The 22,173-nt window shown below is 66.7% G+C and carries 15 protein-coding genes and 1 rRNA gene (1 of these 16 cut by a window edge); 13 read left to right on the top strand and 3 right to left on the bottom strand.

What is annotated here, in order from left to right:
- Positions 1–128 precede the first annotated feature (128 nt).
- Both B9N97_RS03725 and B9N97_RS03720 read left to right on the top strand, forming a co-directional pair.
- Entirely contained in the window at positions 129–1,094 is a 966-nt protein-coding gene (locus B9N97_RS03725; RefSeq protein WP_085083514.1) for a class I SAM-dependent methyltransferase, read from the top strand.
- 221 nt (positions 1,095–1,315) lie between these two features.
- Positions 1,316–3,838, top strand: a complete 2,523-nt coding sequence (locus B9N97_RS03720) for a cellulase family glycosylhydrolase (RefSeq protein ID WP_085083512.1) — start codon at positions 1,316–1,318, stop codon at positions 3,836–3,838.
- A gap of 85 nt (positions 3,839–3,923) precedes the next feature.
- On the opposite strand, the gene B9N97_RS03715 is transcribed toward B9N97_RS03720, so the two are convergent.
- Both B9N97_RS03715 and B9N97_RS03710 read right to left on the bottom strand, forming a co-directional pair.
- The gene (locus B9N97_RS03715; RefSeq protein WP_085083510.1) at positions 3,924–4,571 is read right to left on the bottom strand and encodes a serine acetyltransferase; all 648 of its coding nucleotides are present in this window, start codon (positions 4,569–4,571) and stop codon (positions 3,924–3,926) included.
- 30 nt (positions 4,572–4,601) lie between these two features.
- Complete coding sequence (locus B9N97_RS03710; RefSeq protein WP_085083508.1) at positions 4,602–6,107, bottom strand: lipopolysaccharide biosynthesis protein; 1,506 nt, start codon at positions 6,105–6,107, stop codon at positions 4,602–4,604.
- Positions 6,108–6,924: 817 nt separating this feature from the next.
- On the opposite strand from B9N97_RS03710, the gene B9N97_RS03705 reads away from it, so the two are divergent.
- The 11 genes from B9N97_RS03705 (at position 6,925) to B9N97_RS03655 (ending at position 21,366) form a co-directional block, all read left to right on the top strand.
- Positions 6,925–8,376 carry an exopolysaccharide biosynthesis polyprenyl glycosylphosphotransferase gene (locus B9N97_RS03705; protein ID WP_085083506.1) on the top strand — a complete coding sequence of 484 codons (1,452 nt, stop codon included), beginning with the start codon at positions 6,925–6,927 and terminating at the stop codon, positions 8,374–8,376.
- A gap of 248 nt (positions 8,377–8,624) precedes the next feature.
- Positions 8,625–9,953: an O-antigen ligase family protein gene (locus tag B9N97_RS03700; protein WP_085083504.1), complete on the top strand. Its 1,329-nt coding sequence runs from the start codon at positions 8,625–8,627 to the stop codon at positions 9,951–9,953.
- Positions 9,954–10,035: 82 nt separating this feature from the next.
- Positions 10,036–11,001, top strand: coding sequence for a glycosyltransferase family 2 protein (locus tag B9N97_RS03695; protein WP_085083502.1), 966 nt, complete (start codon positions 10,036–10,038; stop codon positions 10,999–11,001).
- A 90-nt stretch (positions 11,002–11,091) separates the two neighbouring features.
- A complete protein-coding gene (locus B9N97_RS03690) occupies positions 11,092–12,228 on the top strand; it encodes a glycosyltransferase family 4 protein (protein ID WP_244560539.1) in 1,137 nt (378 codons plus the stop codon).
- A gap of 378 nt (positions 12,229–12,606) precedes the next feature.
- Positions 12,607–13,773 carry a glycosyltransferase family 4 protein gene (locus B9N97_RS03685; RefSeq protein WP_244560538.1) on the top strand — a complete coding sequence of 389 codons (1,167 nt, stop codon included), beginning with the start codon at positions 12,607–12,609 and terminating at the stop codon, positions 13,771–13,773.
- Between the two features lie 80 nt (positions 13,774–13,853).
- On the top strand, positions 13,854–14,786 hold the full coding sequence (locus B9N97_RS03680) for a polysaccharide deacetylase family protein (RefSeq protein ID WP_085084641.1): 933 nt from the start codon (positions 13,854–13,856) through the stop codon (positions 14,784–14,786).
- A 345-nt stretch (positions 14,787–15,131) separates the two neighbouring features.
- On the top strand, positions 15,132–15,425 hold the full coding sequence (locus B9N97_RS03675) for an acyl carrier protein (RefSeq protein WP_085083499.1): 294 nt from the start codon (positions 15,132–15,134) through the stop codon (positions 15,423–15,425).
- Between the two features lie 68 nt (positions 15,426–15,493).
- Complete coding sequence (locus tag B9N97_RS03670) at positions 15,494–17,083, top strand: class I adenylate-forming enzyme family protein (protein WP_085083497.1); 1,590 nt, start codon at positions 15,494–15,496, stop codon at positions 17,081–17,083.
- Positions 17,084–17,152: 69 nt separating this feature from the next.
- A complete protein-coding gene (asnB, locus tag B9N97_RS03665; protein WP_085083495.1) occupies positions 17,153–19,204 on the top strand; it encodes an asparagine synthase (glutamine-hydrolyzing) in 2,052 nt (683 codons plus the stop codon).
- 54 nt (positions 19,205–19,258) lie between these two features.
- On the top strand, positions 19,259–20,263 hold the full coding sequence (gene nadE, locus B9N97_RS03660) for an NAD(+) synthase (RefSeq protein WP_085083493.1): 1,005 nt from the start codon (positions 19,259–19,261) through the stop codon (positions 20,261–20,263).
- Positions 20,260–21,366 (top strand): GNAT family N-acetyltransferase, encoded by a 1,107-nt coding sequence (locus B9N97_RS03655; protein ID WP_085083491.1) that lies wholly within the window; start codon positions 20,260–20,262, stop codon positions 21,364–21,366. Before nadE ends, B9N97_RS03655 begins: the two co-directional genes overlap by 4 nt.
- A gap of 148 nt (positions 21,367–21,514) precedes the next feature.
- Here B9N97_RS03655 and B9N97_RS03650 read toward each other — a convergent pair.
- Positions 21,515–22,173: ribosomal RNA gene (locus tag B9N97_RS03650) — 23S ribosomal RNA — on the bottom strand; it runs 2,087 nt beyond the window's last position.

Raw genomic sequence — 22,173 nt, 5'->3', positions numbered from 1 at the left:
AAGCCGCTGTCGGCCGCCTCCCCCTCCGACAGGTTCACGCCTTTTCTCCTTCGCGTGCGGGCGCCGGTTCCCCTGCCCGATTAGAGTCCCTCATTGCGTCCGGCACCCCCCTGATGGAGAGGTCGATCGTGCAGAATACAGCCGACACGTTGCCGATGGATCGCCTGCCCGCCGGCCGAAGGACCGACGACGCTCTCGTCGAGCGCTACCGGCGGAAATTCCACCTCTCGCCCACCTATCCGCTGACCGTGGAGATGGTGCAGCGCCACTGGACCCTGGAACGTCAGCTTGCCCGCGAGTTGATGGAGACCAAGCCGGAAGAGCGGTGGGACGCCTTCGAGAAGGCCTACACCACGCTCTACACCAGCTGCCCCTGGCTGAACGAGGCGGAGGACGATGCCCACACCCGCAATGACGATCTGGACTTCCGTCATTTCCTGACCCTGCTGGGCGGGCCGCAGGACGTCTACGAGGTCGGGTCGGGCAAGGCGCGGCTGCTGCGCTACCTCGCCCGCCACGGCTACCGCTGCGTCGCGACGGAAGTGACGCGCGAGCGCGGCGCAAGCTGGATCGAACAGGACTCCAACGTCGCCTGGAAGAACAGCGACGGCGTGCATCTGGCCCAGTTCGAACCGGCCGGCCGCTATGACAGCGTGGTCTCCACCCATGTGGTGGAGCACATGCACCCCGATGACGTCGTCACCCACATGACGAACGTCCACACCATCCTGAAACCGGGCGGCAAATACGTCCTGAGCATGCCGCACAAGTTCGCCGGTCCCGCCGACCTGTCGGAGGTGTTCGGACTGCACGAGCCGGTCTGCATGCATCTGCGCGAATATGGTTGGGGCGAGACGGCGGCGATGCTGCGCGAAGCCGGCTTCGACCGCGTGGAGGCGGCCTATGTCGTGCCGATGGTGGTGCGCCGCCACCTGAACCTGCATTTCGCCAGCCGCGCCTATTTCGGCTACATGCGGGTGGTTGAGGCATTTTTGGGACAGCTGCCGTTAACCCTAAATCGCAAGCTCGGAAGGATAGGCCAGCTCTATCTGTTCCGCCCGGAGGTGTTCCTGGTCGCGCACAAACCGCGCTGACGGTTCCAAGCGGACAGAAAAGTCCGTTATATTTCAAATACATACCTGACAATTCACCCCTTTGTTGCTGCGATGCATCGACAAAGGGGTTTTTCGTGTCTCTTTCTTTTCACAAGTGACAGTGGCATTCGAGCCGCATTTCGCTAAAATTTGAAATAGCTCGTTAACCTTTTCCGGCCAGTCTGGGCTCCAGCGAAAACACGGAAAAGAGGATACTTCCAATGGCAACGAGCCCCGTCGATACGACCTTCGTAGTCAATGCCTCGGGTGTGGCTGCCGGAGGAGTCTGGCCGCACTTCAAGTTCCTCGTCGATGGCGTGGCCGTCGGCCAGGCGACGGTCAATTCCACCAGCGCCGGCCGGTACAGCTTCACCACGAAGGTGGCCCCCGACGCCGCGCACAAGGTCCAGGTCGTGTACGACAACGACTGGATGTCGACCGATAAGTCCGGCATGTACCGCGACCTGATCGTCAAGTCGATCGAAGTCAACGGCAAGACCATCGCTTCGACCCACTCGGCGGTCTCCTACGCCGCCGATGGCCAGGGCACGCTGTCCGGCCGCGAAATGCTGTCCTGGAGCGGCTCGCTCGACTTCAACATGTCCAAGGACATGTTCGCCAGCGCCGCCGGGACCCCGACCACGCCGACCACCCCCACGACGCCGACCACCCCGACCACCGGCGGCACGCCGATCGTCGTGAATGCGTATGGCACGGCGGCCGGCGGCGTGAACGCCCACTTCAAGGTCCTGGTCGACGGCAAGCAGATCGGTGAAGGCACCGCCGGCACCGCCGCCAAGGACTTCACCTTCAACGCGAACGTCGCCGCCGACGTCGCCCACAAGGTCCAGATCCAGTACGACAACGACGGCGTTGTCGGCGGCGTCGACCGCAACCTGCACGTCAACAAGGTCACCATCGGCGGCCATGCCGTCGCCCCGACCGACAGCATCGTGTCGATCGACAAGGGCGCGCTGGACGGCAAGGACGTCGTCGCCGGCCAGAAGGCGCTGTGGTGGAACGGCACCATGGAGGTGAAGGCCGACAAGTCCTGGTTCGCCGGTAGCACCTCCACCCCGACCACGCCCACCAACCCGTCGCAGCCGAGCCTGTCGGTCAGCGACGCGACGGTGACGGAGCCGACCGGTTCGAAGACCGCCGGCGGCATCGAGGGCTTCCTGCACACCCAGGGCAACCAGATCGTCGACGAGGCCGGCAACACCGTCCGCCTCACCGGCATCAATTGGTTCGGCGGCGAGGGCTACAACTACGTGCCCGCCGGCCTGTGGGCCGACAGCTACCAGGGCCACCTGGAAAAGATGAAGTCGGTCGGCTTCAACACCATCCGCCTGACCATGTCGGACGAGATGTTCGACAGCAGCGCGGTGACCAACGGCATCGACTATTCGAAGAACCCGGATCTGGTCGGGCTGACCCGCCTGCAGGTCTATGACAAGGTCATCGACTATGCCGGCAAGCTCGGCATGAAGGTGATCCTCGATCACCACCGCAACGACGGCGGCGCCGGCACCAACGAACACGGCCTCTGGTACACCAGCAAGCACCCGGAATCGACGGTGATTGCCAACTGGAAGATGCTGGCCAAGCACTATGCCGGCAACGAGACCGTCATCGGCGCCGACCTGCACAACGAGCCGAGCGTGACCGCCACCTGGGGCGGCAACGCCGCCACCGACTGGGCCTCGGCCGCCGAGCGCATCGGCAACGCCATCCAGACCGTGAACAAGGACTGGCTGCTGTTCGTCGAAGGCACGGAGTGGAGCAGCACGCTGGCCGGTGCGCAGTCCCGCCCGATCCACTTCGACACCCCCAACAAGCTCGTCTATTCGCCGCATGCCTACGGCCATAGCGTCGGCAACTTCAGCTGGCTGAACGACCCGGCCTATCCGAACAACCTGCCGGCCCAGTACGACAAGATGTGGGGCTACCTGTACAAGAACGACACCGCGCCGATCCTGCTGGGCGAATGGGGTGGCCTGTTCAACAGCTCGGCCGAGCAGACCTGGGCCCGGACCATGGGCAAGTACCTGAACGGCGACTGGAACCTGGACGGCAAGAGCGACATCGCGGCCGGCGACAAGGGCATGAGCTGGACCTTCTGGGCCTGGACCCCGGAATCCGGTGACGTCGGCGGCATCCTGATGGACGACTACAAGACGATCAACCAGAACAAGATCAACATCATCAAGCCCGCCATGGAAGGCGCCGTCTTCGATACCCCGACCACCACTGCCAACACCGCCAACGCCACCTTCACGGTCAAGCTGTCGGCTGCTTCCAGCAGCCCGGTCACGGTGGACTACTCCACGGTGGACGGCACGGCCAAGGCCGGCTCCGACTACACCGCCACCAGCGGCAAGCTGACCTTCGCCGCCGGCGAAACCAGTAAGACCGTGACGGTCAAGGTGCTGAGCGACAGCGTGACGGAAGGCAACGAGACCTTCAGCCTGAAGATTTCCAACCCGACCGCCGCGACGCTGGCCGACGCCACCGGCACCGGCACCATCGTCGACGCCTCCGCCGCCAAGGCCGCCGCTGCTTCGCTCAGCTCGGCCGACCTGCTGGCCCACACGGTGACGGCCGCCAACGACACGACCGGCGGCGACCTGCCGACGGCCACCGTCGCCAGCATCGACAGCTCGGTCACCGACCTGTCGCACACCGCCTACGACACCGCCTATCATGGTGTGGAGTGGCACGACCCGATGGCCCACGCGGCCTGAGGACCGGCTTCACCGCAACCGGTGTAACGACGACGGAAGGGGCCGGCAGGATGCTGCCGGCCCCTTTCCGTTTTGCGTCCGACGATCAGCCTGGAACGGGCGACGCCTGTGCGGCGGTCGTATGGGTGGCGGGCACGCCGACAGGAGCCGGGTGCGGAATGTCGGGGATGGTGACCTCCGCCACCGCCTTTCCCGGATTGCCGGCAACGACGGTGCGCCGGGGCATCGGCTTGGTGACGACGGAGGACGCGGCGACGATGCACTCGTCACCGACGCTGACGCCGATGATCACCGCATGCGGACCGACCCAGACGCCGTCGCCCAGCTCCGGGTAATGGGTGACCCGGCCGCTGGGGAGCAGATCGTCCTTCTGGCCCAGGGTGACGCCGTGGAACAAGGTGACGTTGGCGCCGATGCGGGCATTGGCGTTCACCACCAGCCCCCAGCCGTGCAGGATGCGCAGGCCGGGTCCGACCTTCGTCTCCCACGGCAGATCCATGGCGGCGGAATGCTGGGTCCAGCGGTGCAGCAGTCGGCAGGCGGCCAGCAGCGGCTTGCGCAGCGGCCCGCCCATCCGGTCGGCCGCCTGGCAGCTGCGCAAGGTGAAAGTCACCCGGAACATGCGGTTGCCCGCCAGCAGCTTCAGCACCGCCCCGAGGCCGGAACCGCCGCCATAGCGGATGGCATCCGCCGCGACCGTCTGCCGATATGTGTAGCGCGGAACATCCTGCATCGCGGTGGAATCCTCCCGGTTCAAAGATTGTCAGGCCGATCGTTCGGCCGCCTGCGGCCGGCGAAAAAATCGGCCGAGCATGCGGAACAGCATGGCGCGGTCGGTCTTGCCGAAGCTCGGCCCGAACAGGGTGACGACGGCGAACAGCATGGTCAGCCCGACCTTGGCCGCGGTGAAGGTGGGGTTCACCTCGAACCCGAACAGGGCGAGGCCGGCCAGATAGGCGATGGCGGCCGGCGCCAGGATGCCGGTCACCCGCAGGACGCTGAGCGGCGGTTCCTTCGGGCTGAGGCGGCGGCACAGCGTCTCGGTGGCGCAGAGCATCACCAGCTCGCGCCCCAGCACGCCGATGGCACCGCCCATCAGGCCGAGCGGCCCCAGCGTCACCCCCATGATCGCGGTGCCGACCGCCAGCCCGCCCAGCGAGATCGCCGGCAAGACACCGACCTTCTTGGTCTTCACCAGCCCGACCTCGGCATGCATGCGCACGCCGTGCAGCACATAGGCCAGCACCAGCAGCGGCATGCAGGGCAGCACGGTGTCGTATTCGCTGGAGGCGATCAGCCAAAGCACCTCGGGCGAGGTCAGCGCCATGCCCAGCGCCGCCGCCGAGAGCAGGACGAGGAACAGGTAGAAGACGAATTCCGACTGCTCGCGCCCGGCGTTGTTGTTGTCGCCGACATCGTGCTGGGCCTCGATCCGGCTGACCGACCAGATCTGCAGGAAGGAGGCGGTCAGGAACATGTAGAGCATGGTGGCGAGCCGCAGCCCGAAGGACAGCACGCCCACCGCCGCCACACCCATCAGCAGGTTGACCAGATAGCGCATGGCGAACTGGTTGCCCATGTCCAGCATGGTCTGCGGCATGAAGGGCAGGCCCAGCACCGACACCCGCTTCAGGATCCCGAAGGAGAAGCCGACGCCGTTCGCGCCCAGGATCGCGACCGTCAGCGCGATGCCCAGCCCGACGAAGGTGATCGCGTTGGCCAGGAAGATGCCAGTCACGCCCAGGTCCATCACCAGCAGGAAGGTGAGGTTGAGGCCGATCAGCCCCACCGCCTTGCCGACCGAGATCAGCAGGCAGGTGCCCGACCGCTTGTGGACCCGGTAATAGGCGAGCGCCAGTTCGAACACCGCGCTGAAGGCGATGCCGGCGAAGGCAAAGGCGATGATCGGCGCCTGCTCGCCGCCGCCGAACAGCAGGTGGCTGGCACCCCATCCCGCCGGCAGCGCCACCGCCAGCAGGAGCAGCGAGGCCGCCCAGAGCCCGATCATGGTGGTGCTGACCACCCGGCTTCGGCCACGGGTGTCGGCATGTTCGAAATAGACGACGGTGAAGGCGTTGATCATCCCGATCATCAGCATGACCGCGACGATGTCGCCCACCACGCTGATCAGGGCATAGACGCCGAACTCCGCCGGCGACAGGACCTTCGTATAGAGCGGCAGCAGAAGCAGTCCCGCGGCGCGGTTGACCACATTCGCCACCATGAACATCCAGCCATGTTTGATGATCGTACCAGCTTCGAGAGCCATCCGGTTTCCTTCGCCCCCTATAGTCCGCTTCTTTTCCCGGTCCCGCCCGAGAGGGGAGCGCCTGCGTCCGCCAAGTCGCATGGGGTGGGGACGCAGATAAGGAAAAAGAACGCGCCAAATCTTGGCGGCGGCTGAGAAAGCGTCAATTCGGCCTTGAAGCGACCGCAGCACTCTTCGGTGCTAGTCACCACGGCTTCGGTCAGTGAACCAGGACGTTCCGATTAGGCTTTCCGGCGAGCCCGCACGCTGCCTCCTACGCCCCGCAACAGGCAAGGGTGCGTTCGCGCCACGCCCCCGCTCGGAATTGCCCGGCGCCTCCCTTCGGTAAATCCAGGTGGCCGACCCACTCCACAAGTTCGGCGATCACCCCCCTTCGCGCCCACCGGTTCCGGCCGGTCGGGGTGGGGTTCGCCGACCACTACCCAAAAATTGCGGGGACCGGACGTGCCGCTGGGGGTGCGACACCACCTTACCGCTAACCCGAAACGCTATCCCCGCCGGGGCCGGCATCCGAAAGTATCCCCTTAAATATTCGGGCACCCGCACCCTTTGAAACCCCAGTGGTATCGCGGACGCGAAATCAACGCCCGTATGCACTGTTGCTGGCCGAGCCTCCTCATCCTAATTCGTCCTCAACGAACCGCGGATCGGCCGATCGAAATCATGAAAGAGCGATCTTTACATAAATGCGCAGCTGAGATTGAGGCGGCGCAGCAAAGTAAAGACCGGCCGAATCCCAAGAGACGCTGATGACGAGCGACCATCCGCACGAATGGCCGTGCGGTGGCTGGCATTCCCTTCAACCACGGGACCTGCGATGAGCAAACTGGACCCAGATGTGGTCATCGATCTGACCTCGGCGAAAAAGGCAACGATCCCGACGATCGCCCCCGGGCTGCTGCTTGCACTGTCCGACGGGCTGGTCCTCGCCCTGGTGGGGTGGACGCTCAACCATTTCCTCGGCGCCGACGCGCTGACGGAGCCGCTGGAGGCCGCGGCGTGGCAGCGGTCGCTGGTGACCGGCCTGATGCTGGTGCCTTTGGTCAAGTCGGTGTTCGGCATCTACACGCTGGGCCGCTTCGACTATATGGAACGGACGCGGCGGACGTTTCAGGCGGCCTTCCTGTGCTGCGCCGTGCTGGCCGTTCCCTTCATCGTGATGGAGGGCTTCCGCTCCTTCTTCGTGGAGGCGCTGTCGATCGCGCTGCTCGGCTTCGCGGTCACTTATGTCGCCGACCTGCTGTTGATCCAGGGGCTGCTGTCCAGCGCGCTGGACTGGCGCACGCCGGTGGTGATCGTCGGCGCCGGCCCGCAGGGTGCCGCCATCGCCGAGAAGCTGCAGCGCCTGCCCTGGCTCGGCATGCGTCCGGTCGGCTTCGTCGACGACGACGACAGCCTGTGGCAGACCCGCGTCTCCGGCCTGCCGGTGATGGGTCCGGTGGAACTGCTGGCAAAGTCGCCCGCCGTCGCCAACCAGGCCAGCGCCGCCATCGTCGCCGACATGGGCCGCCACGGCAGCGACCTGACCGGCCTGGTACGCACCCTGCCCTTCCGCCAGGTCTATTGCGTGCTGGGCGAGGGGAATGTCAGCGCGGTCGACGCGACGTACCACAATCTGCACGGCTCGCTGGCCCTGCGCGTCAGCGTCCGTCCGCCGACCGGCTACCTGCGCATCCGCCGCGCCATGGACATCGTGCTGTCGGCGATCCTGCTGGTGCTGGTGGCGCCGCTGATGCTGGGTCTCGCCGTCGCCATCAAGCTGGACAGCCCCGGCCCGGTGATGTTCCGCCAGAAGCGCTGGGCCGGCGGCAAGCAGACCTTCGACCTGCTGAAGTTCCGCTCCATGCATGTCGATGCGGAGGAGCAGCTGCAGCAGCTGCTGGAGAACGACCCGGTCGCCCGCGAAGAGTACATGACCTACCACAAGCTGACGGTCGATCCGCGCATCACCCCGCTCGGCCGTTTCCTGCGCAAGACCTCGCTCGACGAGCTGCCGCAGCTGTGGAACATCCTGATGGGCGACATGAGCCTGATCGGCCCGCGCGCCTACATGCCGAAGGAACTGCCGGAGGTGGGTGACTCCGCCGCGGTGATCGGCACCGTCCGTCCGGGCCTGACCGGCTACTGGCAGGTATCGGGGCGCCACCGCACCACCTTCCAGGAACGCGTGGCGATGGACGTCTTCTATGTCCGCAACTGCGGCCTGCTGTTCGACTTCTTCATCCTCTGCAAGACCGCCGTCATGGTGCTGAAGGGCGACGGGTCGTAACCCGACCCACCCCCGAACCGGATGCCAGCCGGACCCCCGCGCCACCCGCGCGGGGGTCTCTTTGTTGGAATGCTTCGGCTCCATTCCCTTTTTCGGCCGGCAAAGGAAGGGGAGAGCGCGAAAGCGGCTACCTCTTTCGGGTCCGGCCTCCTTCGGTCTAATGCCACCGCCCGGCTACGAGAAGGGGTGTGCCAACCGCATCTTCAGGTCTGCACAGCCGAACGCGGTACGGCAGCAAGGGAAAGCCGATGAAAGTCCTCGATTTTCTGGAAAAGAGCATCGCCGTCATCGGCATCATCGCCTTCGGAGGCTCGGTGCTTCCGCTGATGCTGACCGGCGGCGACCCCCTGGCCGGCGATCTTGAGTCCGCCGGCGTCACCGTCCTCTATGGCGGCCTCTATCTGCTGGTGCTAGCCGCCGTCGCGATGCGGCCGGGCATCGCCTTCCAGATTCCCTTCGCCAGCCCGGCGCTGACGGCGATGATCGCCTTCGCCTTCCTGACCGCGCTTTGGTCGCTGTTTCCGGACGTGACGCTGCGCCGGTCGATCGCCTTCATGTTCACGACGGTGTTCGGCATCTGGCTCGCCCTGCGCTTCCGCTTCCCGGAGATCATGCGGCTGCTGGTGATCGGGCTGTCGTTCCTGATGTTCGTGTCCTTCTACATGATTTTCGCGATGCCCTCGATCGGGTTGGACAGCACCCAGCATGTCGGCGCCTGGAAGGGCGTGTTCTTCCAGAAGAACGTGACCGGCCGCATGATGGTCTGGCTGGTGCTGGCGCTGGTCTGGCTGGACTGGCAGAAGGAGCAGAGCCGCTGGGTCACCCGGCCGCTGATCCTGCTGGCGATGCTGCTGATCGTGATGAGCCGGTCCGGCACCGGTCTGGTCACCTCGGTCCTGGTGTCGGTGGCCCTGCTGTCCACCACCATGCTGCGCGGCAGCATCCGCAACTTCGCCCCGACCATGGCGCTGCTGACGGCCCTTCTGGTCATCATGGTCACGGCCGGCGCCACCTTCTGGTACGACGTGCTCTATGCCCTGGGCCGCGACCCGACCCTGACCGGACGCACCGTGCTGTGGCAGCACATCGTCCAATCGGTCACCGAACGGCCGCTGCTGGGCTACGGCTATGCCGCCTACTGGTTCGGCTTCAACGGGCCGGGCGCCAGCTTCACCCGCGACTGGGGCATCACCTCGGCCCACAGCGGCTGGCTGGAGCTGACGCTCGACCTCGGCCTCGTCGGCGTGGCGCTGGTGCTGGTGGTGCTGAGCCGCATGCTGTTCCAGGGCTTCTTCGCCGCCCGCTACGGCAACAGCCGGCCCGAGGCCGCCTGGGCCTTCGCCGTCGGCTGCGCCTTGCTGGCGGTGTCGGTTTCGGAAAGCGTGTTCGCCGAGCGCCATTCCATGAACTGGGTGATCGCGACGATCGCCGTGGTCCGGCTGATCCAGCAAAGCCGCTGGCAGCGCCTGCTGAACGACCGGGCGGAGGAACAGCATCGCCTGCGCCGCCACCATGCGCCCGCCAGTGTCGCCACGGCCGTCGCCCCCGCCTATGCCGGCCAGAGCCGGGCGCTCTAGACCCGGACCTGACCATCGATTTCGGGCCCCAGGCCCCTTTCCCAGCGACCCTTCCCATTTTGCTTCGACCGAAGGCAGACCCATGAGCCCGAAGAAAGAACCGGCGAACAGTTACCACCCGGCGAGCAATGAAAAGGTGACCGTCGTGATCCCGACCCGCAATCGCCCGGACATGGTGATGCGGGCGGTGCGCAGCGCGCTCGACCAGACCTATCGGGACCTGGACGTCGTCGTGGTGATCGACGGGCCGGATCCGGCCACCGCCTCCCATCTGGCGACGCTCGCCGATCCGCGGCTGACGGTGATGGAACTCGAGACCAACCACGGGGCGGCGGAGGCGCGCAACATCGGCGTGCGCGGCGCGCAGGGCGACTGGATCGCCTTCCTCGACGACGACGACCATTGGATGCCGGAGAAGGTGGCGCTGCAGATGGCCGCCCGCCCGGCCGGCATCCGCCTTCCCATCGTCAGCTGCCGTTGTCAGGTGGTGACCGCCCGCGGCACATTCGCCTGGCCGCGACGGCTCGCCACCCCGGCCGACGCCATCGGCGACTACCTGTTCGTCCGCCGCGGCCTGTTCAAGGGCGAGACCTTCGCCCCCACCACCACGCTGCTGGCGCCCAAGGCGCTGCTGCTGCGCAACCCCATTCCCGAATCGCGGTTCGATGACTGGGAATGGCTGATCACCTGCGGCCGGATCGACGGCGTGGCCCTGGTCCACATCCCCGAGGTGATGGCCGTCCATTACACCGAGAACAACCGCGTCACGCTTTCGACCTGCCACAACATCAACCACGCCCTGGAATGGGCGGAGTCGATGCGCGACCACCTGTCGCCGCGCGCCTATGCCAGCCTTCTGCTGCAGGCGACCGGCGGCGAACAGGCTGCCCGCACCGCCGGAACGCGCTGGCGCATCCTGAACTCCGCGCTGCGCGACGGACAGCCGACGCCGATGGCGCTCGCCACCTTCACCATGCATTCGCTGATGCCGGTCGGCCTGCGCCGCCGCCTGCGGCAAGCCTTGTTTTCCGCGTCCGACGCCGCCTGAGCACGAAAAAGGACCCAGACGCCTATGGACAGCACAAACGACAGCCGTATCCCCGCAAGCCCGCCGGATGCATCCCACCGGATCGCGATCGTGTTCGCGACGCCGGGTGCACTCGACGGCGGCGGCGGCATCGGCCGCATGACGGGTTACGTGGTCGACCAGTTCGACAAGTCGGGCACGACCCGATCCATCATCCTCGATACACGCGGCACCGGTAGCGTTCTGCTGTCACCCTTATATCTCGGCCTGACCCTGACGCGCATGGCCTGGATCCTGGCGCGTCGCAAAGCCTCGGTCGTGCACATCAACGTGTCCGAGCGGGCAAGCTTCCTGCGCAAGGCGGCGGTCCAGGCGGTGGCGGGACTGATGTCCTGCCCGACCGTGGTCCACCTGCACGGCGCGTCCTTCGTCGAATTCTTCGAGGGCGGCATCTTCGCGCGCGCCATCAGCCGCTGGCTGTTCAACCGCTGCGGCCGGGTGGTGGTGCTGGGCGACAACTGGCGCGATTTCCTGGTGCAGTCGGTCCGCACCGATCCCCGCAAGATCCGGGTCCTCTACAACGCCGTGCCCGATGTCGGCGCCGACCTCGGCCCGCCGGTGCCGCCGGAGCCGAACGCGGTCCTGTCGCTGCTGGTGCTCGCCAACCTGTCGGAGCGCAAGGGCATCGGCACGCTGCTGCGCGCCGGCGCGCTGCTGAAGGAGCGTGGGCAGCACTTCCGCATCACCATCGGCGGCGGCGGCGACGTGGAGGGCTATCGCGCGATGGCGGCGGAGCTGGGAATCGCGGAGGAGTGCAGCTTCCTGGGCTGGATCGGCCGCGAGGAGGCGCATGCGCACATCCGCTCCCACGACATGCTGCTGCTGCCCTCCACCCACGAAGGGTTGCCGATGGTGATCCTGGAGGCGCTGTCGGCGCAGCTGCCGGTCATCACCACGCCGGTCGGCTCGATCCCGGAGGTGCTGACCGATGGCGAGACCGCCCGGATCATCCCGGTGAACGATCCCCACGCCCTGGCCGAGGCCGTCGTCCAGGTCGGCCACGACCCGGCTCTCTATCGCCGCCTCGCCGAAAACGGCCGGCGCCTGTTCCTGAAGCAGTTCGTCATCGACGCCTACGCCAAGTCCCTGCTGGCGATCTACCAGGAGCTGGACCGCAGCGGCGCCGAGCTGTCGGGGGAGTTGGATAAGCTGGCCGGATCGGCTGCCACCGCCTCCAAACGGCGGTGATCCAAAGTCATGGCGGCCTCGATGATCGGGCTGGAAAACAATCAGGGTGAGTATGACCGGAAGGAAGATGCACATGCACAGGTTGGGTAACCATACCGGCAAGCCAACCCGTTCGGTCGCTCCACAGCGTGCGGGTGACGTATCGCGTAAACTTGCACGCGGACGTCGCCCGGCCTGCGGCCGCGGCATGTCCCAACCGGCGGCAGCCGACCGGCCGCACCACCACGCACCTCCCGGCACGGCCTGAAAAGCAAGCCGATCTGGGACCGAGGCCAAAAACATAACAAGCCCGCCGCAGCCGTCGCAGGACGGTCGTCACACGGTAAAAGCCGGGGCGCAACGCAGGAACGGCGGGCCGGGAAAGGATCAGGAGCGGACATGATCTATATCGTCTCCCCCGGCGGCACGCAGGAGAAAGGCGGAATGGGACGTGTGGTCGACAACTTCACGACGGATCTGCGGCAGAACTGCCCGGACGTGAAGTTCGAGGTGGTCGACAGCTACGGTCCCGGCAAATTCCACCTGATGCCGCTCTATTTCGCACGGGCGACCGCCCGTCTAGCCGGCTGCTTCGCCGCCGGCAAGGCCGACCTCGTCCACATCCATATGGCGGAATATGGCAGTGTCCTGCGCAAGGGCATCCTGATCGCCATGGCCCGCAGCTTCGGCGTGCCGGTCGTCCTGCATCTGCATGGCGGACGTTTCCCGAAGCACTTCAAGGACAGCAGCCCGCTGATGCGCTGGGCGATCCGCCGCATGATGGCGATGACCAGCGAGATCGTCGTGCTGGGCGAATTCTGGCGCGACTGGGTGGCGGAGGCCTTCGGGCCGGAGATGCGGCAGCGCACCACCCTGCTGCACAATGCCGTGCCCGGCCCGGCATCCCCGCCGGTGCGCGACGACGCGGAGGAGGGTTTCTCCGGTCCGGTGCGTCTGCTGTTCCTCGGCCGGCTGATCAAGCTGAAGGGCATCGACGTCCTGCTGAATGCGCTGGCCTCTTCCGCCTGCCGCGACCGCAACTGGGAGGTCACCATCGCCGGTGACGGCGATCTGGAGACCTACCGCGGCCTTGCCGCCGAGCTTGGGATCGCCGAGCGCGTGCGCTTCACCGGCTGGCTCGATCAGGCCGGCTGCCGGCGCGAGCTGGCCAACGCCCATGTGCTGGTCCAGCCCTCGATGTTCGAAGGCCTGCCGATGTCGGTGCTGGAAGCGATGGCGGAGGGGCTGACCATCGTCGCGACGCCCGTCGGCAGCGTACCGGACGCCATCGCCGACGGCGAGACCGGGCTGCTGGTGCCGCCGGGCGACGTTGCCGCGCTGGCCGACGCGCTGGCACGGGTGATCGACGACCGCAACCTGCGCCGCAATCTGAGCGCCGGCGCCCGCGCGCGGTGGGAGCGCCAGTTCGACGTCGCCGTCTTCCGCGAGCGTCTGCTGGAGATCTACCGCCGCAATGCCCGCGGCAGCCTTACGACGCCCGCCGTTCCCGCCGGCCCGGTGCCGGCCTCCGGACCGGCAGGCCATACGAAAAGCACGACCGGCTGACGCGGAGAGCGGCAGGCCGCTTCCGGCCAAGGCCGTACGCGGCCGGAGCCGGAAGCATCGACATGAAGGAGGGGGGCACCATGAAAAACGCCATCGCCAATCTGGTGCGCTGGTCGGGATTCGGCGCGATGCAGCGGTTCCTGAAGGCGCGGCACGCCGTGACCATCGTGGTCTACCACGACCCGGCCCCTGAGGTGCTGCGCGAGCATCTGCGCTGGTACGCCAAGCACTACGGCTTCACCACGCTGGACGCCGTCGCCGCCGCGATGGAGACCGGCCGCTGGGACAAGCTGCCGGCCTATCCGCTGGTCATCACCTTCGACGACGGGCATCGGAACAACACGGCGCTGGCGCCCGTGTTCCGCGAGTTCGATTTGCGGCCGACGATCTATCTCTGCAGCCAGATCGTCGGCACCGCCCGCCCCTATTGGTGGAAGACCGCCGCCGCCGACGACATCGGCGTGGAGCGGCTGAAGCGGGTGCCCGATCCCGAACGCCGCCGCCTGCTGGCCGAAGCCGGCGACGATCCGGACAGCGACGGCGCCGACCGTCAGGCGATGACCTGGGACGAGATCGCGCGGATGACCGATGTCGCCGACTACGGCGCCCATACCCGCACCCACCCGATCCTGCTGCAATGCGACGACGGCCGCTGCGCCGACGAGATCGCGCTGTGCCGCGCCGAGCTGGAGGAGGCGCTGGGCCGGCCCTGCCGCCATTTCGCCTTCCCCAACGGCGACTTCAGCGACCGCGAGGTGGAGGAGATCCGGCGTGCCGGATACCGCACCGCCCGAACCATCGATCCCGGCTGGAACGACGCCTCCACCGACCCGCTGCGCCTGAAGGCCTTCCCCGTGTCCGACGACGCGACGGTGGACTGGCTCAGCGTCCAGCTGACCGGCATTCCGGCCTGGCTGCGCAAGCGCAAGGCCGCCACCGCCGGCAGCCCGGCCGGAGAGGCCATGCCCGAATGGGCAGGGTCCATGGCAAAGCCCAAATCCGCAGGCGTATGACCGGCACCGATCGCGCCAAGCCGAAGGTCAAGCGGCAAGCGACAAGCCCTATTACCGGACAACAGAGTGGCTAACCACAGACTTCAATCCACTCCTATCCTTTGATCCCTCGCAAACCGCCGCAATCATCACAATAAAATTGCATATCACGCGGATGCGAAAACAAGGAGCCGATCCACCGCGGGACAGATGAAAGGGGACGGCCGGACCCACACCCCCCAGCCCCCGACGTAACCCCCGCGAGCCACCCGGCACCGACCATACCGAACCCATTTCGACAGACCTCGTTAGACATCGTTTCGACCCAACCCAAGTCGACCGAACCCAGCAGGAGTTTTCAGAGACATGCGGACCGCCACCCTGACCGACACGACCCTGACCGCTCCCGCCCTGCCGGAAATCCGCGCCTTCATCGTGGAGAATTTCCTGCTCGGCAAGGACTCCGGCTTCGACAACAGCGAATCCCTGCTGGAGTCGGGGATCATCGACAGCACCGGCATCATGCACGTCGTCGCCTTCCTGGAAGAGCGCTTCGGCATCGCCGTCGACGATGACGACATGATCGCCGACAACCTGGAATCGGTGGACCGCATCGCCAGCTTCGTCGACCGCAAGCAGGAACTCCGCAACGCCGCCTGAACGAAGGTCGAGCGGCGGGCGCCAACGGACAGGCCCAGCGGAAGAGCGACGGCAAGAAGGACGGTTCCATGGCCCATCTGGTTCACCAGTTCCTCAGCGAGACGGCCGGTCGGGATCCCTCCCGCACCGCGCTGATCGCCGGGGATGCCCGCCGCAGCTTCGCCGAACTGGACCGCGAGAGCGACGCCGTCGCCTGCGCGCTCCAGTCGGCCGGGGTGGCCCGCGGCGACCGCGTGGCGGTGATGCTGGAGAACTCGATCGAATATGTCGCCGGCCTGTTCGGCACGCTGAAGGCCGGCGGCGTGTTCGTGCCCGTCAACCCCTCGACCAAGTCCGACAAGCTGACCTACCTGCTGGCCGATGCCGGCGTCCGGGTCCTGATCGCGCCGGCGGCCTTGGCCCGGCAGGTCCTGCCGGCACTGGAGGCGGTGGAAACGCCGCCGGCGGTGTTGTGGGTCGGCGCCGGGCTGCCGGCCGGCGCATCCGGTCTGCTTTACGCCGACGCACTGACCGCTCCTCATCGCCGGCCGGCCGATCCCGGTCTGATCGACCAGGATCTGGCGGCGATCATGTACACCTCCGGCACCACCGGCCGGCCGAAGGGCGTGATGCTGACCCACGGCAACTACGTCAACACCAGCTGGTCGATCTCCACATATCTGGGGAACACCCCCGACGACGTGGTGATGTGCGTGCTGCCGCTGACCTTCGGTTACGGCCTGTCGCAGGTGCTGACCGGCGCCCGCGTCGGCTTCACCCTGGTGCTGGAGCGCTCCTTCGCCTTCCCGATGGAGACGCTGAAGCGGATGGTGCAGCATCGGGTCACCGGCCTGCCCGGCGTCCCGACCGTCTTCTCCACCCTTCTGGGGCTGGAGGCGGCGAAGACCGCCGATCTCGGCAGCCTGCGCTACCTGACCAATGCCGCCGCCCCGCTGCCGTCCGCCCATCTCCGCCGGCTGCGCGAGCGCTTCCCGCAGGCCGTCTTCCATTCCATGTACGGCATGACCGAGTGCTGCACACGCATCAGCACGCTCGACCCCGCCGATCTGGACGTCAAGCCGGCCTCGGTAGGACGCGCCATCCCCAATTGCGAGGCGTTCGTCGCCGACGAGGACGGCAACCGCCTTCCTCCCGGTCAGGTGGGCGAGCTGGTGGTGCGCGGCGCCAACGTGATGCGCGGCTATTGGAACCGGCCGGAGGAGACTGCCCGCCGCCTGCGCCGCGGCCCCCAGGGCGAGACCCTGCTGTTCACCGGCGACCTGTTCACCCAGGACGCCGAGGGGCACCTCTACTTCGTCAGCCGCAAGGACGACGTGTTCAAGTGCCGCGGCGAGAAGGTCAGCCCCAAGGAGGTCGAGAACGCGCTGTACGAGTTGGAGGGCGTGCTCGAGGCCTGTGTCATCGGCGTTCCCGACGATGCCGACGGTCTTGCGGTCAAGGCCTTCCTCGTCCCCCGCGACGGCGCCGCCATTTCCGAGGCGGCCATCCGGCAGCATTGCCGTGGCCGGCTGGAGAGCCACCTCGTGCCGAAATTCATCGAGTTCCGCGACAGCCTGCCGAAGACCGACTCCGGCAAGATCCGGCGGGCGGAGCTGGTGGAGGAGGTGCAGTCCCACACCGGCACCAGTCCCCTCTCCCGCGCAGCGGCAGAGGGATAGGGAGAGGGCAAAGCCTTCCCACCCTCGAACACCAAGAACAACACCCACCCCAGGACAGAGAGCACGCTCATGTGTGGTGTCGCCGGAGTTCTCGCAGGATCGCGTGCCGAACCGGCCGGTCTGGACGAGTTGAAGCGCATGATCGCCATGCTGGGCCACCGCGGCCCGGACGGCTACGGCTTCTACTGTGACGACCGGATCGGGCTTGCCCATGCGCGGCTCAGCATCGTCGGTCTGGCCGGCGGCTTCCAGCCGATCCATAACGAGGACCGCACCCTCTGGATCAGCTTCAACGGCGAGATCTTCAACCATGTCGAACTGCGGCGGGAGTTGGAGGCGCGCGGCCACCGCTTCTACACCCAGACCGACACCGAGGTGATCGTCCACGCCTTCGAGGAATACGGCCCCGCCACCTGGGCCAAGCTGAACGGCCAGTTCGCCATCTGCCTGTGGGACACCACCCGGCGCGAGCTGTGGCTGGTCCGCGACCGGCTCGGCATCCTGCCGCTGTTCTATGCCCGCCGCGGCGACCATCTGGTCTTCGCCTCGGAGGCCAAGGCTCTGTTCGGCGGCGGTCGCGTAACGCCGGCCTTCGACCCGGCCCGCCTCGCCCAGGTCTTCACCCATTGGAGCACCGCGCCGCACGGCAGCGTCTTTGCCGGGGTGGAGAGTGTGCCTGCGGCCACCGCCATCCGCGTGGACTCGACACTGGCGCTGCATGTCGACCGCTATTGGCAGCCGGATTTCGTCACCGACCCGTCGCTGGCCAACCTGTCGCTGGACGAGGCGGCCGACCGGCTGGAGGAGAAGCTGCTCGACGCCATCCGCCTGCGGCTGCGCGCCGACGTGCCGGTCGGCGTCTATATCAGCGGCGGGCTCGACAGCTCGGTGATCGCGGCACTGGCCCGCAAGCTCGACACCACCCACATGCACAGCTTCGGCGTCCGCTTCACCGACGCCGGCTTCGACGAGACTCCGCAGCAGCGGCTGGTCGCCGGCCATGTCGGGACCGACCATCACGACATCCTCTGCAGCCCGCAGGACATCCAGTCCGCGTTGCCCGACGTCATCCGCCACGGCGAGGCGCCGCTGGTCCGCACCGCTCCGGCTCCGCTGTTCCTGCTGTCGCGTCTGGTGCGCGAGAGCGGCATCCGCGTGGTGCTGTCCGGTGAAGGTGCCGACGAGTGGCTGGCCGGCTACGACATCTTCAAGGAGGACAAGGTCCGCCGCTTCTGGGCGCGCCAGCCCGACAGCAAGGCGCGGCCGAAGCTGCTGGGCCGCGTCCATCCCTTCGCCGCCGTCAACGGCCAGAAGGACAGCCCGTTGTGGCAGGCCTTCTTCAGGCGCGGGATGATGGACACCGACGAGACCTTTTACGCCCACCGCACCCGCTGGCGGAACACCGGATGGTCGCAGCGCCTGCTGTCGGCCGATGTCCAGGCCACCGCCGACGATTCCGCCTTCGAGGCGCATGTGGCGGCCCATCTGCCGGACGGCTGGTCGCGCTGGTCGCCGCTGGCGCGCAGCCAATGGGCGGAGATCGCAACCTTCATGACCCCCTATCTGCTGTCGGCCCAGGGCGACCGCGTCGCCATGGCCAACAGCATCGAGGTCCGCTATCCCTTCCTCGACCCGGCGGTCGACGACCTGTGCGCCGCCCTGCCGGATCGGGTGAAGATGCTGGGGCTGCGCGACAAGCTTGCACTGCGCCGGCTCGCCGCCCGCCACCTGCCGGCCGAGATCTTCCAGCGGCCGAAGCGGCCCTATCGCGCGCCGATGACCACCGCGCTGTTCGGCGACGGAGCCCCGGACTATGTCCGCGACCTGCTGTCGCCGGAGGCGCTCGCCCGCTACGGCCTGACCGACACCGACGCCGTCTCGGCGCTGGCCGACAAGGCCCACCGCCAGAACGGCCGCATGGCCGGCGAGCGCGAGGAGATGGCCCTGGTCGGCACGCTGACCCTGCAGATTCTCGCCCATTACGTGCACGACGAGTTGCCCCAGCGAATCCGCGACCAGCGCGATGCTTTGGACCGCGCCGAAATACATGTGCTGGAGGACCGGACTGGCGAAGCCCGGACCGGCACGCCCCAGCCCATTGCCCAGCCTACCGCGGCCTGACGCCGCGTCCCCTTTTGACCGACGATGCATCAACCCCCATCGGGAACCGTGACCATGCTGAACGCCCTGTCCTCGTTCGACTCCAAGGCCCTCGATCTGGATTGCGCGTCCGCGGCGCGCGAAATCGAAGCCGCCATCCAACGCATCGTCGCCCATGATCTGCGCCGCCAGGGCATCGTGCTCGGCGTGTCCGGCGGCATCGACAGTTCGGTCTGCGCCACGCTGGCCGTCCGCGCCCTGGGGCCGGAGCGCGTGCAGTGCATCCTGATGCCGGAAAAGGAGAATTCGCCGAAGAGCACCCGCCTCGGCACCCTGCTCTGCGAGCATCTCGGCGTCACCCCGGCGATGGAAAACATCACCGGCCCGCTGGAGGCGCTCGGCTGCTACGAGCGGCGCGACAATGCCATCCGCCGGCTGTTCCCGGAATTCGGTCCGGGCTGGAAGCAGAAGATCGGTCTGGCCGGCAACCTGCTGGACGCCGACCGAGTCAACTACTTCACCCTGACCGTCGAGTCGCCGGAGGGCGAGCGCCAGACTAGCCGCATGCCGGTGGACGTCTATCTCGACGTGGTCGCCGCCACCAACCTGAAGCAGCGCATCCGCAAGACGGTCGAATACACCCACGCCGATCGCCTGAACTACGCAGTGCTCGGCACGCCGAACCGGCTGGAGTACGAGTTGGGCTTCTTCGTGCGCGGCGGCGACGGTTTGGCCGACCTGAAGCCGATCGCCCATCTCTACAAGTCGCAGGTTTACCAGATGGCGGCCTATCTCGGCCTGCCGGCGGAAATCCAGGCGCAGTCGCCCAGCACCGACACCTATACCCTGCCGCAGTCGCAGGAGGAGTTCTATTACGCCCTGCCCTACGACAAGCTGGACCTGGCGCTCTGCGCCTATGGTCGCGGCGCCAGCGAGGAGGAAGCCGCGGCTGCGCTGAACCTGACCGTTCCGCAGGTTCACCGCGTCTACAAGGACATCATCGCCAAGCGTCGCACGTCGGCCCGCATCCTGCGCAATGCCCATCTGGTGCAGCCGGTGTCCGTCGGGGATGAGGCATGAGCGTCATCGACTGGAAGCAACGTGGCGTCGCCCGGTATGAACCGGGCGACCATGCCGCACTGGATAGCTTCCAGCGCGCGCATTTCGGTGCCGAGGCGATCCAGCTCTGTCCCGACCATTTCCACTGGCTGTTCGAAGAACCGCCGGAGCGGGAGCATGAGGGGCCGCAACTCTGGCTGTGCAAGCGCAATGGCGCGGTGGTCGGCCAACAGGGCGGCATCCCCTTCGCCCTGAAGGTGGGCGAACGCAACCGGCGGGCTTCCTGGGCGATCGACCTGATGGTCGCCCCGGAATGGCGCCTGCGCGGCGTCGGGCCCGCCCTGTCGGAGACCCACTCCGCGGCCAGCGACCTCGCCGTGTCGCTGTCGATGACGGAGGCCGCCTACAAGTCGTACAAGCGCGCCGGCTGGCTCGATCTGGGCAATGTGCCGACCTATCTGCGGGTGATCGATCCGCTGCGCTGCCTGCGCGTTAGTCCCTATGGCGGCGGTTTGGCCAAGCTGGTCGCCAGGGTGGGCAAGCCGGCGCTGGCCACCGCCTCCATGGGCTATGGACTGTCGGCCAAGCTGCTCGGCGCGAAGCTGGTGGAGATCGACCGCTTCGACTATCGCGTCGACGACCTGTGGGAAGCGGCCTCGGCGCAGCATCCGGTGATCGCCCGACGCGACTGGGCCTTCCTGAACTGGCGATTCGACCTCACGCCGCAGGCCGAGCGCTTCCGCCGATTCTATGTGATGCGGGGCGAGACCGTGCTGGCCTATGTCGTGCTGCGGGTCGATTACTGGAAGGGCGAGCCGGTCGGCGTGGTCTGCGATTATCTGGCCCGGCCGGGCTGGCTGGTGGCGGCCTTCTCGCTGATGACCGAGTTGGCGCGCCGGCAGGGCATGGTCGCGCTGATGTGCCGGACGCTGAACGCCCAGGCGGCGCGGCCGCTGTCGATGATGGGCTTCCTGTGTCTGAAGAACGGCCTGCGCACGCCCACCCGCATGATGGTGCGGCCGGCGCTCGACCAGCCGGAACTTGCCGGCACGGTCGGCGATCCTAAGAACTGGTTCGTCACCGTCGCCGACAGCGACATGGGCTTCAGGAGCTTGGGAGAGTAGGCGAAAGCCGAAACTCCAGACGCGAAAAGGCCGCCTTCCCGTGAGGGAGGCGGCCTTTTCGCTGATCGCGATAAAATCGAGTTTTAAGTGACGGGATGCGTCTTCAGATCGTCCATGAAGCGGCTTACCGCTGTGCATGGCGTCCGGTGAGATCAAGCCGATCGAGCGATTAGTAAGGCTTAGCTTCAGACATCGCTGTCCGTCCACATGCCTCCTATCGACGTGATGGTCTGTCACGGCTCTCAAGGGAGCTCTGGTTTAGAGGTGGGTTTCCCGCTTAGATGCTTTCAGCGGTTATCCCGTCCATACTTAGCTACCCGGCCATGCCACTGGCGTGACAACCGGTGCACCAGAGGTATGTCCATCCCGGTCCTCTCGTACTAGGGACAGATCCTCGCAAAACTCCGACACCCACGGCAGATAGGGACCGAACTGTCTCACGACGTTCTAAACCCAGCTCACGTACCACTTTAATCGGCGAACAGCCGAACCCTTGGGACCTGCTCCAGCCCCAGGATGTGATGAGCCGACATCGAGGTGCCAAACGACTCCGTCGATATGGACTCTTGGGAGTCATCAGCCTGTTATCCCCGGCGTACCTTTTATCCGTTGAGCGATGGCCCGTCCACGTGGAGCCACCGGATCACTATGGCCGACTTTCGTCTCTGCTCGACTTGTCAGTCTTGCAGTCAGGCGGGCTTATGCCATTGCACTCGACGAGCGATTTCCGACCGCTCTGAGCCCACCATCGCGCGCCTCCGTTACACTTTGGGAGGCGACCGCCCCAGTCAAACTACCCGCCATGCA

This window comes from Azospirillum oryzae (assembly GCF_900177515.1).
Classification (GTDB): Bacteria; Pseudomonadota; Alphaproteobacteria; order Azospirillales; family Azospirillaceae; genus Azospirillum; species Azospirillum oryzae_A.
This window is presented reverse-complemented; position numbering and strand designations above follow the sequence as displayed.

Bases quoted from the DNA above. Each gene is read 5' to 3' on its own strand.
- B9N97_RS03720 (WP_085083512.1), top strand. From the start codon at position 1,316: ATGGCAACGAGCCCCGTCGATACGACCTTCGTAGTCAATGCCTCGGGT.
- B9N97_RS03715 (WP_085083510.1), bottom strand. From the start codon at position 4,571: ATGCAGGATGTTCCGCGCTACACATATCGGCAGACGGTCGCGGCGGAT.
- B9N97_RS03710 (WP_085083508.1), bottom strand. From the start codon at position 6,107: ATGGCTCTCGAAGCTGGTACGATCATCAAACATGGCTGGATGTTCATG.
- B9N97_RS03705 (WP_085083506.1), top strand. From the start codon at position 6,925: ATGAGCAAACTGGACCCAGATGTGGTCATCGATCTGACCTCGGCGAAA.
- B9N97_RS03700 (WP_085083504.1), top strand. From the start codon at position 8,625: ATGAAAGTCCTCGATTTTCTGGAAAAGAGCATCGCCGTCATCGGCATC.
- B9N97_RS03695 (WP_085083502.1), top strand. From the start codon at position 10,036: ATGAGCCCGAAGAAAGAACCGGCGAACAGTTACCACCCGGCGAGCAAT.
- B9N97_RS03685 (WP_244560538.1), top strand. From the start codon at position 12,607: ATGATCTATATCGTCTCCCCCGGCGGCACGCAGGAGAAAGGCGGAATG.
- B9N97_RS03680 (WP_085084641.1), top strand. From the start codon at position 13,854: ATGAAAAACGCCATCGCCAATCTGGTGCGCTGGTCGGGATTCGGCGCG.
- B9N97_RS03675 (WP_085083499.1), top strand. From the start codon at position 15,132: ATGCGGACCGCCACCCTGACCGACACGACCCTGACCGCTCCCGCCCTG.
- B9N97_RS03670 (WP_085083497.1), top strand. From the start codon at position 15,494: ATGGCCCATCTGGTTCACCAGTTCCTCAGCGAGACGGCCGGTCGGGAT.
- asnB (WP_085083495.1), top strand. From the start codon at position 17,153: ATGTGTGGTGTCGCCGGAGTTCTCGCAGGATCGCGTGCCGAACCGGCC.
- nadE (WP_085083493.1), top strand. From the start codon at position 19,259: ATGCTGAACGCCCTGTCCTCGTTCGACTCCAAGGCCCTCGATCTGGAT.
- B9N97_RS03655 (WP_085083491.1), top strand. From the start codon at position 20,260: ATGAGCGTCATCGACTGGAAGCAACGTGGCGTCGCCCGGTATGAACCG.